We start from the raw sequence: 13,918 nt of genomic DNA on the forward strand, positions 1-13,918 counted from the left end.
ACGATCAGGTTGATAGGTTCGAGGTGGAAGTGCAGCAATGCATGCAGCTGACGAATACTAATCGGTCGAGGGCTTATCCTACGAACATTCGCTCGGATGTTCAACTTCGGATCAAGATCAGCTAAACAAGACCTTCGCAAAGGTTCGTATCCAGTTTTCAAGGCGCAACACGCCATACATACCAAACCGATTCTATTCCATAGGATCGGTTTTTTTGTTGTGCGAAAACAAAGGATATGGTACCTTGATCTTCGAATACATTACATCACCGTGCGAGAACGCTTACATCTAATTGGGGGATAACATCGATGCGATCTTTTCAGAGCTACGAGGAATTTTGGCCGTTCTACCTGTCACAGCATCGGAAAGCAACTACGCGGGCATGGCATTTTGTAGGTACGACCTGCGTACTCCTATGCGTGGCTGCAAGCTTTATTTTTCAGTGGTGGATGTTCCTTCTGGCACCTGTTATTGCATATGGGCTGGCATGGTTCAGCCATTTCTTTATCGAGGGGAATAAGCCGGCTACGTTCGGACATCCGGTGTGGTCGTTGCGGGCAGATTTTCGAATGTATGGCTACATGCTGGTTGGCAAGTTGGGACAAGAACTCAAGAAAAATGGCTTGAATAACTAGGCAAATAGATCAAGGGGATGCCGCGAGTGTGGAGAAGAATTCAAGGGAATGCGAGGAACTGCTTGCTCTATGAGCCGCTGTTTCTGATCCCATTTAACATGTACATGACCTATGCCTCGATCTATATGCTTGAGCTCGGGGTAAGTGAAACACAGATTGGACTCATCACATCGATCGGGATGGCCATGCAAATCTTCACTTCTTTGATCAGTGGTCACTTGACTGACAAAATGGGCAGACGCCGCGCGCTGCTCGTCTATGATGTGATCAGTTGGAGCGTCGCGACTTTGATCTGGGCGGTATCACAAAATTTCTGGTTCTTCCTGGTGGCTGCGGTTGTGAACAGTTTCCAGCGTGTGCCGACGACCGCTTGGTACTGCCTGCTCGTGGAGGATACCGATCCCAAGGATCGTTCCATCGTGTTTACCATACTTATGTTCATCGGCGTCATCGGAGGGTTGTTCGCGCCGCTTGGCGGCTTGTTCGTTAGTCAATTCACATTGGTGCCGGCGATGCGCATTATGTATGTGATAGCTTTTGTAGGGATGACTATCATGATGATTGTCCGTCATTTAACTACACATGAAACTGCAATCGGAATCAAGAAGATGGAAGAAAGCTCGACAGTCAGCCTTTCGGATACGATCACCGAATACAAAGATGTCTTGAAGATGATCGCAGCGAATAAAGCGTTGATGATTATATTCGGTGTGTACATCCTATTCAATTTTCAAATGACGCTGCGCAATACGTACTTGTCTGTCTATTGGGTGGATGCCCTGCATATCAATGACTCGGTCATCTCGATCTTTCCGGCGATTTCATCGGCTGCCATGATCCTATTCCTGATGGTGGTTACCCCAAGACTCAAGGAGCGTCTCGCCAATCAGTACATGATTGTAGGCTTCTTGATTTCGGCAATATCATTCGTCATGCTGCTGACAACAGGGCCCGAGAACATTACGGCAACGGTCATTAGTACGGTTCTGATGGCTATCGGGGGATTGCTGGCAAGTCCCTATTTAGAGTCCTCCATACAGAATGCGATCGATGACCACAACAGAGCGAAGGTTTTCTCAATTCTTGGCGTGCTTATTCTGATTTTCACGTTTCCTGCGGGAATACTTGGCGGTTGGACTTATACGATCAATGCGAAGTTTCCGCTTGTGTTTATCGTCGCGGCGTTTCTAGTAAGTGTGATTATGATGGTTCTGTATGCCAGAAGAACCGCGCGAACCGCTATTCACAACTCAATCTCCGGTTGATTATATTTGTTAATAAAAGGGAAACCATGCTGCTGATGAACAATCAGAGCATGGTTTTTTATGTTTTTGCAGGGAGTGCGTCAATGTACAATTTGCGATATGAAGTAAAGAATGGAATATATAAACATCAAATGGCCGCCTCTATAATAAGCCTTGTAAGCACCACTACAAAGTAAAGGGGTAGAACATGAAACGGTATGCAAAGCTAGCAAAAGGCGTCACGCTCTCGCTCGTCCTTGGCATGCTTCCAACGCTTGCTGCTTGTTCCGACAACAACAGCAATCAAGAAGCATCGAACACCACTGCAACGACGACGAACAATCAAGCTGCAAACAATGGCGCGGCAGCAACCGATGAGAAGCCGGCGGCTGATATTTGGAACCAGAAATTCGATCCTCCGATTACGATTACAACTGCGGTTGTAGATGATGGCGCTTCTAGGGGCAATGCCTTTAAGCCCGGTGAGTCCATGGAGGACAACGTTCATACCCGCTGGATGAAAGAAAACATGGGGATCGACATTAAGTTTGATTTTATCGTAACGAAACCGGAAGATTATGATACCAAAATCCGCTTGCTGCTCTCCAGCAACGGCAAGCTTCCGGATGTATTCTCGGCACCGGGGGACTCAGTTCAGAATCTGATATCCGCAGACCGGGTAATGCCGCTGGATGAAGCGATAGAGAAATATGCGCATCCGGAATACAAGAAAATTCTTGAGAAATACAACTATGCGCTAGGTGGCGTGAAACGTGACGGCAAGCTTTATGGTCTCCCAAGCTTCTTCATGGGGGATGAAGGTACGGTCATGTGGATTCGTAAAGATTGGCTGGATACGTTAGGCTTGCAGCCGCCTAAAACGATCGCTGAACTTGAAAACGTTCTCAAACAATTCACCGAGAACGATCCGGACGGCAACGGCAAAGCGGATACCTTCGGATTGGCTGTGCCTTTGAAAGAAGGTCCATGGACATGGATGGGACAAACGGACGCGATTGTAGGGGCATTTACGAAACAAATGATCAATACGTACGATGTCACCAGCTACTGGAACTTAGGCGATGACGGCAAGCTGAGCTACGGTGCGATTCATCCGGATGCGAAGAAGTACCTGGAAACGATGAGAGACTGGATGAGCAAAGGCTACATGGATAAAGAAGCAGGGATCAAAGATCCAATGAAAGCTTCCGAGATGGCTGCCAGCGGCAAAGCAGGCGTTATGTTCGGACCTTTCTGGATGGGTGACTGGCCGCTTAGCGATGTAACGAAGCTGAATCCTAAAGCAGATTTCGAGCCTTTCGAGCTTCCGGCTGGTGCGGATGGTTTGGTAGGACGTGCCGAGAAATCGATCACCGGCGGCTTCACGATGTTCAACAAAGACTTCAAAAATATCGAAGCATGGTTTGCTTACTTCAACAAAATCTTCGCTAAAAACCTGGAGCAAGAAGGCGATCCGTACTTCGATCCACGCTTCAAAGACGGTTATCACGAAGGTTACGATTATGTAAATATGGACGGTAAAATCATCAAAGGTAATTACAAAGACGCAGGTGTTCCGGAAGACAAATGGCCGCTTAAAGACGGCAGCCGCATGGATATGCGTTTCATGATCGCGAGCATCATTGGCGGTACTACAACGATTCCGTTCTCCAACGACGCACCGATCAAGAAATTCCTGGCTGATCCTAATGCTGAGCCGCTGACAACAAGAGAGTTTGACGTGAAGCAGATGGCGAAGAAACAAATCGTTGCTGCAGGGGTCCGGATGAACCAAGGTATCGAAGAAGGTAAAAACTATTTCACCGGTCCAATGACGGATACGATGAAATCCAAGGGCGAGCTGCTGAAGAAACTCGCTACGGAGAGCTACCTGAAAATCATTTACGGCGAGAAACCGCTCGAATTCTTCGACGAGTTCGCTAAGCAATGGTTGGATAATGGCGGCGAGAAGATTACCGAAGAAGTGAACGAATGGTACGCAGATAGTATCAAATAACGAGCATGGAATGACCGAGTATAAAACGGGGGAGAGGCTGCTGCAAGCTGTCGCCGATCCCCCGTTTTTCTATGGAAAGGAAGGATGCAGTGTGGCGTCATATTGGAGGAAGACATGGCCGTTTCATATACTGGTGTTGCCTGCGTTAGTGTTATGCATCATTTTTAATTACATTCCGCTATTCGGCGTCATCATTGCCTTTGAAGACTATCAGCCATGGCTTGGTATCACCAAGTCGGCGTGGGTGGGACTGGAGCATTTCCGCACCCTGTTTGAATACCCGGACAGTAAACAGGTCATTTGGAACACGCTCATCATTGCATCATTTAAACTTGTCATTAACTTGTTCATACCGATAATATTTGCGCTGCTGCTGAACGAAGTTGCCAAAACATACTTCAAACGCATTCTACAGACGCTTGTTTATTTGCCGCACTTCTTATCTTGGGTAATTCTTGGCGGGATCATGATCGATATCCTGTCCACGGATGGCGGGATCGTGAATAGGCTGATCGAAGCGTTTGGCGGCAAGAGTATCTTCTTTCTAGGCAATGGCCAATGGTTTCGTTTTACGGTTATAGTAAGCGACGTGTGGAAGGAATTTGGTTTCTCGGCGATTATCTTCCTGGCTACGCTCGTCGGCATCAATCCGGCGTTATATGAAGCGGCAGAGATTGACGGGGCCAGCCGTTGGCAGCAAGTCATTTACATATCCATACCACTCATTCTGCCTATCGTTATCGTAGTAGCAACGTTATCTCTTGGTCGTATTTTGGATGCAGGGTTCGACCAAATCTTGAATCTCTATAATCCGCTCGTATTCTCGCATGGCGATATTATCGATACGTTTGTATATCGTGTGGGCTTAAATAATGGACAGTTCAGCTTTGGTACGGCCGTAGGGCTATTTAAGTCGGTAATCGGCTTCATCTTGATTGTTGTCAGCTATAGATTGGCTTACAAGCTAGCCAACTACCGAATCTTCTAAAGGAGGCCCGTAATGAAATTTCGCTCCCGAGGTTACGCTGCATTTGCGATATCCAATAATATTTTGCTAAGTTTGCTCGGCATTCTCTGCATTCTTCCATTGATCCACGTATTTGCGGTGTCCTTCAGCTCGCGTGCGGCAGCTACGGCGAACATCGTCAATTTCTGGCCGATCGGCTTTACGTTAGACGCTTATGCCAAGACGTTAGCGAATGAGAAGTTTCTGCTTGCGATGTGGATCGGCGCAGAACGTACGATACTAGGGACGGTCATATCCATGGCTGTTATTACGATGGCTTCCTACAGTTTGTCGAAAACAAGCCTTCGCTTCCCCGGGCGTCAAGTATATACGTGGATCTTCGTCTTCACGATGCTATTCTCCGGTGGCTTAATTCCTTCGTATATCGTCATCAGCAAGCTTCACCTTCTAGATAGCATCTGGTCACTGGTGTTGCCCGGTGCGGTAAGCGTGTGGAATATGATCCTCATGCTCAACTTCTTCCGAACCATTCCGCAGGACTTAGAGGAAGCCGCTTATATCGATGGTGCAGGTCATTTGCGCGTATTATGGAGCGTTTATCTACCGGTATCGATGCCTTCTATCGCCACTTTGTCGTTGTTCACGATGGTATCGCATTGGAACTCCTGGTTTGATGGCATCATCTACATGTCCAAGCCGGACGGCTATCCACTAGCCTCGTATCTGCATTCCATGATTGTCAGCGATAACTTGTCCCGAATCGGCGTATCAACGGAATCGATTGCCAACTTCTCGAACCGGACGGTCAAAGCGGCGCAAATCTTTATCGGTGCCTTACCGATTCTGATGGTGTATCCGTTCCTTCAGAAATATTTTGTTAAAGGGATCGTGCTCGGTTCCGTAAAATCCTAATCTAGTCGTTATATAGCTCAAAGAGGAACGGATTCGGATGGTGACCAGATGAGATTCAGACGTGCCGTAGGCGGCAGAATAAATATTTTTACCAAGATCATGATCGTCATTGTGCTCCTGCTTGTACCGATCGTGATGATGTACAACTCCTCTAACAAAATAAGCACGGGCGTAGTGGAACGAGAGCTGCTTCAGGTTAACCTGAATCGGCTCCGTTTCTTTGTCGATCAAATGGATACAGAGGTAGACCGGCTGTGGAGAGCAGCGTTCGTCATTGCAAGAGAACCGGATGTGGTTCAGTTGCAGTTTCGTTCTTCAAACACGGGGGCGTATTCGAGACTTGAAGCGAAGAAACTGCTGCAGGAGAAGCTCGATATGCAGTCGACCACCTTGGCCTGGACCAATAAATTGACTGTTTTCTCGCCACCGTCCGGGATAGCGGTATCGACCAATTGGATGGAAGAGTACAATGAAGCTTATTTCGAGAACGCGGTTCAAGATCATTGGGATTACCGGCTAATCGAAACGGAACGAGGGGAAGAGAAGGCATTCGTACGCCATTTGATACTGCCCTTTACGCCGCTCGGCAAACCTGAAAATCCGAATTTATATGTGGAAGTAACCTTCTTAACGGAGAATCTAGTGAACATGCTGGAGCGGTTCATGCAGGGCAGCGGCGGTAAGCCCTTCTTGTATCACCCGGCTTTCGAGACGATTCAGACGCATGACTCGGATAAGCAGCTGATCGGAGAGATGACTCGTCAATTCGCTATCCTGAAACGGAACACACAAAATAAAGAGGGCTCTGTCAAGGTAACGTTTCATGATGAACCGTATCTGGTTAACTATGCTGCATCCGCCGCTTTGGGCTGGTACTTAGTTGATTTTGTGCCCATGAAGAAGGTATTGCAGCCGATTGATCAAAGCAAACGTATTTTCTATGGAGCAGGACTGCTGCTTCTGGTGCTTGGCGTTGCAGCAGCGGCACTGCTATATCGGAACGTTCAGCGGCCGATCTATGAACTAATCCGTGCGGTTAAGTCGCTGCGCCGCGGTGAATACGGGCATCGCATCGAACGCGAGCCGCAGAATGAATTTCATTATTTGATCGAACAGTTTAACTTGATGTCAGACGATATTCAAACCTTAATCGATAAGGTTTATATCGAGGAGCTGCGTGCGAAGGAATCCTCACTTAAACATTTGCAAGCGCAAATCAATCCGCATTTCTTATACAATAATTTTGCCTATATCCAAAGTATGGCGCAGCTGGACCGCACGAAAGCCATTATCGCTTTCACACAGCATCTAAGCCAGTATTACCGCTATACGACGAAGACGGAGCAGCAGCTCACCTTCCTGTCGGAAGAGATGGATCTGCTTCGCAATTACTTGGAAATTCACCGGATGCAGTCGGAACGGCTTCGCTACGATGAACATATTGAGGAAGGCCTGATGCAGCTGCTGCTTCCGCGGTTACTCCTGCAGCCGCTTGTGGAGAATGCGATCGTGCATGGCATGGGTGGAAGAAAAGGAGAGTGCCGGATTATCATTTCCGGCTACCGCACGGAGAACGGCTGCGAGCTTGCGGTCGAGGATAACGGAATCGGCATGAAGCAGGAGGCGCTGGATGCTCTCCGAAGCTCGCTGCTGCAATCCAGTGCTATTCAGAGTCTTGGCTTATGGAATGTGCACCAGCGGTTGAGGCATTATTTTGGACCTTTATCCGGCTTGCATATCGATCACTCTACGTTAGGCGGACTACGTGCACGGCTGGTCATTATCAAAGAGGGAGGCGATTCCCATATTTGACATGCTGATTGTCGACGATATCCCATCTCAGGTGGACAGCATCGCGGCGACGATACCGAAGGAGGCGCTCGGTATTGCGCGTATTCATAAGGCTTTCTCAGGCGAAGAGGCACTCGCGATATTCAGGGAGCATCCGATTCAGCTTGTCATTACAGATATTCGCATGCCGGAGATGAGCGGCGTTGAATTGATCCAAGAGATTAGAAGGGCGAATCAGAAAGTGAAATTGATCGTCCTCTCCGGGTATGCGGACTTCGAATACGCGCAAAGTGTCGTGCCGTACAACACTTCAGGCTACCTTATGAAGCCGGTAAACCCGGAACAGCTTCGCTCTATGCTGGAGAAACTCGTTGAAGAGATTGCGGATGAGCTGAAAGCGCACAAGCAGCAGCAGCGCAATGTATATGCTTACCGAGAAAACTTACCAACATTACGCAGCGAGCTGCTGGGCCGACTATTATGTGATGGACGCGTTTCCGATACGGAGCTTGAAAGGAAGCTGTCCTTGCTCGAGCTGCCTTTCTCCTCTCAACAAGATACCGGTATGTTCGCCGTGCGACTGGAAGGGCGCATGCAGGATTATAAAAGAATGGATCGGGCACTCATTGAATATGCGGTCATGAATATGGCAGAGGAAGTGTTTCATGACGCGTTCCATCTATGGTTCTGTTTGGATCAGAATGAATATCTTGTCTTTATCGCCTCGCCAATTGGAAGCAGGGACGGCACATTTACGGGTATTGACCGTTCAGCACTCGATTGCCGGGCAGCCAAGCTGAAGAAGAAGGCGGAATCGCTGCTGAACAACAGCTTGTCCGTTGCGGTGGCCGTGAACGGGACCTCCTTTCCGGTGGGCTTGCCAAAGCAATACCGAATGATCGTGAACGGAATTCGGACCATCGAGGAGGCTAAACGTCAAAGCGTGTTTCTGCGGGTGGACGATCAGCCGGAGCCGCTTGCAATCGGGAATATGACCTCCCTGTATAAACCGCCGTTGCTGCTGCATTTGCTAGATACAGGGAATTGGGACGGGGCGGATAAGAAGCTGAGCGATATTTTCAATGAATTAAAGAGTGTTCATTATCCGCCAGAGTATGCGAACGAAGCGTATTTTACGATTGCAGGCGCTTACCAGTATATGGCGCATAAGAAGGGAAAGCTGCTAAGCGAGCTTGGCGGCTCTACCTTTGGCCTTATGCCTGCGGCTCCTTCCTTAGCGCAGCTGGAGAGATGGGCTTACTTCCTCTTTAGAAGTATTCGGGAGCTGTTTGGCGATCCATCCGAGAAGCAGAAGGTTAGCCTGATCGATAAGGTACACAAATATGTGGAACAGAATATGAATGGCAGTCTGTCGCTTCAGACGGTTGCGGCTCATATTGGCTTACATCCGGCTTATCTGTCGCGTGCCTATCGTGCTGAAACCGGCAATAATCTAAGCGATTATATTCTCAAATATCGGATGGAGCTCGCCACCTACATGCTGCGCAGCAGCGATAAGAAAATCTACGAAATTGCCCAGACGCTCGGTTATCAGGCTGTTCCGCATTTTATCAAGCTGTTTAAGGCACATTCCAATATGACACCGCAGGAGTATCGGGAGCGGGTAATACTGCCATCCGGTTAATACAATTGGGTCGTTTTCCTATGAAATTGTGCGCTAATAAAAGGATTTTGCCGTGGCCTTCCCGAAGTTCTAGGAGTTAGGTTGTCGAATAGGTGGAGGGAAATGTGCATGACAATTGTCAGAGATTTGCGAGATGGTGAAGAATTTGTCGGTTACTATCTCATTAAAGAGAGCGAAGTGAAACAAACCAATACGACGCCTCCTAAGGATTTTATGAATATCGTGCTTTCGGATGCCAGCGGTCATGTGGCCGGGAAGCTGTGGGATGCGACACCGTCCGATAAAGAAAACCTAGTTCCGCTTACCCTCGTGAAGGTGCAAGGGATGGCTCAGCTTTACAGAGAGAAGCTGCAGGTAAAGATCGTTCGTATTCGCAAGACGACCGAAGCGGATAACGTTCAGTTAACGGATTTCGTAAGATCGGCGCCGGTTCAGCCTGAGGTGCTGCTTGCAGGGATCCATAAGGCCAAAGACAGCATAACGGACACCGATATGCGCGCCATTGTGGACTATTGTATGAACAAAGTCGGGGATAAGCTGCTTCACGCGCCTGCGGCAAAATCCTACCATCATGCGTACTATGCAGGACTCGTGTATCATATCTCAAGGATGCTGGAGCTGGGTGAGTTCATTTGCAAACAGCGTCCGTTCTTGAATGCAGATTTACTAAAAGCAGGCATCATCCTTCACGATATCGCGAAGCCGGTGGAGATGGTTTCTGAGCTTGGCATTGTGTCAGACTATAGCAATTCGGGTAAACTGATTGGGCATATCTCGCAAGCGTCGCTGTGGGTAGCCGAAGCTGCGATGCGCCTCGGCATCGATCCGGATTCGGAACGTATAATGGCTTTGCAGCATCTTGTGCTCTCCCATCATAATCTGGGCGAATGGGGAAGTCCGGTGCAGCCGCAGCTGGCAGAAGCGCTGGCACTGCATCATATTGATTCCATCGATGCGAAGCTGCAAATGATCGAGGATGCTTTCGACACTACGGGCAGCCACGAGGCATGGACGCCGCAAATTCGCGGTTTGGAGAATAAAGCCTTCTATCGGCTTACCTTCTAACAGCTACTTCTGAAGGATGGCGGCAGCCGGTTCTTCTTGCTACAATAGAAATTATCACCATTGTCGGAGGATTGCTATGATTAGATTTGGCGTTATCGGAACGAATTGGATTACGGATTCTTTTATCGAAGCAGCTAGACAAGTGGAAGGGTTCAGTCTTACCGCAGTCTATTCCAGAACCGAGGAGCGGGCGAAGGCGTACGCAGCCAAGCATAACATTCCGTTCACATTCACGGATGCTGCTGAGATGGCAGCGAGCGGCGAGCTGGATGCCGTATATATCGCCTCGCCAACATCGCTCCATGCTGAGCTGGCTATCTTGTTTATGAGTAAAGGGAAACATGTGCTGTGCGAGAAACCGGCAGCTTCGAACACGCGCGAGCTGCAGCAGATCGTGGATGCGGCAAAGCAGTATGACGTCGTTTTCATGGAAGCGATGAAGAGCACGCAGCTGCCTGGTTTCGCGGCGATTATGGAGCATCTGCCGAAGCTAGGGAAGGTTCGGCGGTATTTTGCAAGCTACTGCCAGTATTCTTCGCGATACGATGCCTATAAAGCAGGACAAGTATTGAATGCTTTCAAACCGGAATACTCCAACGGAGCACTGATGGATTTGGGTGTTTATTGCATTTATCCGCTTGTTGTTCTGTTCGGCCAGCCGGATGAGATTCGGGCGAGCGGTTATTTGCTGGAATCAGGCGTGGATGGGCAAGGCAGTCTGATTGCCAAGTACCCGGACATGGAAGCCTCCATTATGTATTCCAAAATCAGCAATTCTTCGCTGCTAGCGGAAATCCAAGGTGAGGAAGCAACGATGACGATCGACAGCATTAATTTGCCGATCAACATCCGGATCCATTACCGGGATGGACGGGTTGAGGATGTATCGAAACCGGTTGACCGCCATACGATGAGCTATGAGGTAGAGTCCTTTATCCACTTGATTCAAAGCGGAGAAAGGGAGTCCAAGCTCAATTCGCATGCGAATTCCTTAGCCGTGATGAACATCCTTGATGAGGCACGGCGTCAGCAAGGTTTGGTATTTCCCGCTGATCTGAACTAGTTAAAAAAGCTGCAGATGCATGAGTCTACCACTCATACTTCTGCAGCTTTTTTTATTGCCATTATGTGTTTCGATCATCCACGCGTTTGTAATGTGCCGGGGTGCTGCCGGCCACTTTCTTGAACATGCGGTAGAAATGGGGCAGGCTCTCAAAGCCGCACATATTCGCGATTTCGGCAACCGTATAATCGGTGTCGCCGAGCAGCTCCTTAGCGTGCATGACCCGTTTGGCGATGATATACTCCGTTACGTTTAGTCCGGTCATCTGCTTGAACATTCTGGAGAAGTAGGAAGGGCTGACAGCTGCACGCGCCGCGAGAGAGGACAAGCTTAAGTTCTCTACCAGATGCGCGTCAATATAATTCAGCGCGGTTTGCAGCCATAATGGTCTTGAGCCGCCCTGCTGCTGCTTAGGCTGCCCGGGATTCATTTTACGATTCGTATGAAGAAGTACGGTTTGCAGCAGCAAGAGCACCGCTTGACTATAGCCGGGTTGACGCAGTAGAAGCTCTTCGTTCATCTCGTCGATAATGGATTCGATCCGAATGCGTTCGGCCGGAAGCAGCTCAATGCGGTAATTGCGCCCTGTCTTGGCCATATCGAAACAGCGCAAGAAAGAGTACGTATCCTTCCCAATTGCGGTCGTTTGCACATATTGTCCGCTGAAGAACATAGCCGAGGACGTGATCGGTTCATCCGAATGCGGGAGCGTACGATGTATCGTATTGCCGGGGATCAGATAGAGATCACCGGCTTGCATTTCATAGAAGGTATGATTGATAAAGAACGAGCCGGAACCGCCGTGGACATAAATCATCTCATACCAGTCATGCAGATGGTCCGGCAGCTCTGCTTGCAGGTTCTTCGTACTGCGCAGCACGAGCTCAATTGGCAGCGAAGTGTCGGGATCAAAATGTTTGCGAAGCGGGTTCATCGACTTGCCACCTCCAAGATGTGCTACTAGTTCAAAAAAAGGTATATTTTCAGCGAAATTGATTATTTATATTCTGTTTCTTTGTTTCTATAATTGAACTATATCGAAGCTGAAGAAGAATGTCTATCATGGAGTCAACCGGAAGGCGGAGCTAACGTGGAACACCGTATTGAAACAGGCGCAGACGCGTTGTACATGGACGAGCGCGATCATGTAGCAACAGCGCTTCGCGATATGAAGGCAGGAGATTCGATCCATTACCGCAATGCAGCCGGGCTGCAGTTGATAACGCTTGCAGAAGATATCCCTTTTGGCCATAAAGTGGCGATCGCGGACATTGCATCCGGACAGGATGTTCGCAAATACGGAGAAGTGATTGGACGGGCTGTCAAACCGATTACGCTTGGCTGCCATGTGCATGTACACAATATTGAAGGCATCCGCGGCCGCGGAGATCTGGGAACGAAGGAGGCAGCGCAATGAGTAAGACATTCATGGCGTACGAACGCCCAAATGGAGATATCGGAATTCGCAATCATCTCCTAATCATCCCGACAGTTATTTGCTCGAATCAGGTGTGCAGCCGGATTATGCAAATGGTACCCGGTGCCGTTGCTATTCCGCATCAGCATGGATGCAGTCAGATCGGCGCAGATAAAGAGCGTACGTTCGATGTGCTTGCCGGTACAGGCAAAAATCCTAACGTTGGCGCAGTTATCATCATCAGCTTAGGCTGCGAGGTTGTAGACCCCATCGCATTGGCTGAAGATATTCGCAAAACAGGCAAGCCTGTCGAGGTGTTCGACATTCAATCGGTCGGCGGCTCGGTCAAGGCGATTTCATATGGCACGGAATTGGCGAAACGGATGATGGCTGAGCTGGAGAAGGAAGAGAAGGTGCCGGTTCCGCTCAGCAAGCTTAAAGTAGCGGTGAAATGCGGCGGCTCTGACGCGACTTCCGGTCTTGCCTCTAATCCGGCACTCGGTGCCGCGGCGGATTCGCTGATCGCTGAGGGCGGTTCCATCGTAATTGGGGAAACGACGGAGATCATCGGCGCGGAGCATTTGCTCGCTGAGCGCTGCGTGACGGAGGAGCTGTCCGACCGACTCTATTATATCGTGAGCCGTTTTGATAAAGAGGTTGAACGGATGGGTGCAGACATGCGCGGCGGTAATCCAAGCCCGGGCAATATTGCAGGCGGATTGTCTACGATTGAGGAGAAGTCGCTCGGTTGTATTAGCAAATGCGGTAAAGCACCGATTAAAGGTATTATTGAATATGCGGAGTATATTCCTGAGAACGGGCTTTATTTTATGGATTCGCCGGGTAACGATATTGAATGCGTATCGGGTATGGCCGCTGGCGGCGTTCATATCGTATGCTTCACAACAGGCCGCGGCACGCCAACAGGAGCAGCGGTTGTACCGGTTATTAAGATTACCGGAAACAAGATGATGTTCCAGCGGATGGAAGATAATATGGATATTGACGTCAGTGACATGCTGGACGGAACAGCTAGTCTTGAACAAGCAGGCGAGCGGATTTGGCAGGAAATTGTTGAGGTTGCGGAAGGCAAATGGACGAAAGCGGAAGTGCTGGGCCATCAAGAGTTCAGTATTAACCGGATCGGACCAAGCTTGTAAAA

Annotated in this window: 12 protein-coding genes and 1 rRNA gene; 12 read left to right on the plus strand and 1 reads right to left on the minus strand. The window is 49.0% G+C overall.

The features are described from left to right. From AC50Y3_RS09950 to AC50Y3_RS09995, 10 genes are all read left to right on the plus strand, one after another. A 23S ribosomal RNA gene (locus tag AC50Y3_RS09950) occupies positions 1-81 on the plus strand; the annotation flags it as partial. 227 nt (positions 82-308) lie between these two features. Further along, positions 309-635, plus strand: coding sequence for an Mpo1-like protein (locus tag AC50Y3_RS09955; RefSeq protein ID WP_494818625.1), 327 nt, complete (start codon positions 309-311; stop codon positions 633-635). A 17-nt stretch (positions 636-652) separates the two neighbouring features. Continuing rightward, positions 653-1,900 (plus strand): MFS transporter, encoded by a 1,248-nt coding sequence (locus AC50Y3_RS09960; protein WP_494818626.1) that lies wholly within the window; start codon positions 653-655, stop codon positions 1,898-1,900. A 187-nt stretch (positions 1,901-2,087) separates the two neighbouring features. Next, complete coding sequence (locus AC50Y3_RS09965; protein WP_494818627.1) at positions 2,088-3,896, plus strand: extracellular solute-binding protein; 1,809 nt, start codon at positions 2,088-2,090, stop codon at positions 3,894-3,896. A gap of 91 nt (positions 3,897-3,987) precedes the next feature. After that, the gene (locus tag AC50Y3_RS09970; protein WP_494818628.1) at positions 3,988-4,884 is read left to right on the plus strand and encodes an ABC transporter permease; all 897 of its coding nucleotides are present in this window, start codon (positions 3,988-3,990) and stop codon (positions 4,882-4,884) included. 12 nt (positions 4,885-4,896) lie between these two features. Then, on the plus strand, positions 4,897-5,775 hold the full coding sequence (locus tag AC50Y3_RS09975) for a carbohydrate ABC transporter permease (RefSeq protein ID WP_494818629.1): 879 nt from the start codon (positions 4,897-4,899) through the stop codon (positions 5,773-5,775). Positions 5,776-5,823: 48 nt separating this feature from the next. After that, positions 5,824-7,587 (plus strand): histidine kinase, encoded by a 1,764-nt coding sequence (locus tag AC50Y3_RS09980; RefSeq protein ID WP_494818630.1) that lies wholly within the window; start codon positions 5,824-5,826, stop codon positions 7,585-7,587. A 1-nt stretch (position 7,588) separates the two neighbouring features. Next, a complete protein-coding gene (locus AC50Y3_RS09985) occupies positions 7,589-9,211 on the plus strand; it encodes a response regulator transcription factor (protein WP_494818631.1) in 1,623 nt (540 codons plus the stop codon). A gap of 108 nt (positions 9,212-9,319) precedes the next feature. Next, positions 9,320-10,276 carry a 3'-5' exoribonuclease YhaM family protein gene (locus AC50Y3_RS09990; protein WP_494818632.1) on the plus strand — a complete coding sequence of 319 codons (957 nt, stop codon included), beginning with the start codon at positions 9,320-9,322 and terminating at the stop codon, positions 10,274-10,276. A 76-nt stretch (positions 10,277-10,352) separates the two neighbouring features. Then, positions 10,353-11,339, plus strand: a complete 987-nt coding sequence (locus tag AC50Y3_RS09995) for a Gfo/Idh/MocA family protein (protein WP_494818633.1) — start codon at positions 10,353-10,355, stop codon at positions 11,337-11,339. Between the two features lie 61 nt (positions 11,340-11,400). Here AC50Y3_RS09995 and AC50Y3_RS10000 read toward each other — a convergent pair whose 3' ends face one another. Beyond that, positions 11,401-12,273 (minus strand): helix-turn-helix domain-containing protein, encoded by an 873-nt coding sequence (locus tag AC50Y3_RS10000; RefSeq protein WP_494818634.1) that lies wholly within the window; start codon positions 12,271-12,273, stop codon positions 11,401-11,403. Between the two features lie 156 nt (positions 12,274-12,429). On the opposite strand from AC50Y3_RS10000, the gene AC50Y3_RS10005 reads away from it, so the two are divergent. Both AC50Y3_RS10005 and AC50Y3_RS10010 read left to right on the plus strand, forming a co-directional pair. Continuing rightward, the gene (locus tag AC50Y3_RS10005; protein WP_494818635.1) at positions 12,430-12,756 is read left to right on the plus strand and encodes a UxaA family hydrolase; all 327 of its coding nucleotides are present in this window, start codon (positions 12,430-12,432) and stop codon (positions 12,754-12,756) included. Continuing rightward, the gene (locus AC50Y3_RS10010) at positions 12,753-13,916 is read left to right on the plus strand and encodes a UxaA family hydrolase (RefSeq protein ID WP_494818636.1); all 1,164 of its coding nucleotides are present in this window, start codon (positions 12,753-12,755) and stop codon (positions 13,914-13,916) included. The genes AC50Y3_RS10005 and AC50Y3_RS10010 overlap by 4 nt, the downstream gene beginning before the upstream one ends. Positions 13,917-13,918 lie beyond the last annotated feature (2 nt).

The organism is Paenibacillus sp. J22R98, assembly GCF_059383835.1.

Excerpts from the sequence above, each read along its gene's own strand:
- AC50Y3_RS09965 (WP_494818627.1), top strand. The coding sequence starts at position 2,088 with ATGAAACGGTATGCAAAGCTAGCAAAAGGCGTCACGCTCTCGCTCGTC.
- AC50Y3_RS09960 (WP_494818626.1), top strand. The coding sequence starts at position 653 with ATGCCGCGAGTGTGGAGAAGAATTCAAGGGAATGCGAGGAACTGCTTG.
- AC50Y3_RS09985 (WP_494818631.1), top strand. The coding sequence starts at position 7,589 with ATGCTGATTGTCGACGATATCCCATCTCAGGTGGACAGCATCGCGGCG.
- AC50Y3_RS10000 (WP_494818634.1), bottom strand. The coding sequence starts at position 12,273 with ATGAACCCGCTTCGCAAACATTTTGATCCCGACACTTCGCTGCCAATT.
- AC50Y3_RS09955 (WP_494818625.1), top strand. The coding sequence starts at position 309 with ATGCGATCTTTTCAGAGCTACGAGGAATTTTGGCCGTTCTACCTGTCA.
- AC50Y3_RS09990 (WP_494818632.1), top strand. The coding sequence starts at position 9,320 with ATGACAATTGTCAGAGATTTGCGAGATGGTGAAGAATTTGTCGGTTAC.
- AC50Y3_RS10010 (WP_494818636.1), top strand. The coding sequence starts at position 12,753 with ATGAGTAAGACATTCATGGCGTACGAACGCCCAAATGGAGATATCGGA.
- AC50Y3_RS09975 (WP_494818629.1), top strand. The coding sequence starts at position 4,897 with ATGAAATTTCGCTCCCGAGGTTACGCTGCATTTGCGATATCCAATAAT.
- AC50Y3_RS09980 (WP_494818630.1), top strand. The coding sequence starts at position 5,824 with ATGAGATTCAGACGTGCCGTAGGCGGCAGAATAAATATTTTTACCAAG.
- AC50Y3_RS09995 (WP_494818633.1), top strand. The coding sequence starts at position 10,353 with ATGATTAGATTTGGCGTTATCGGAACGAATTGGATTACGGATTCTTTT.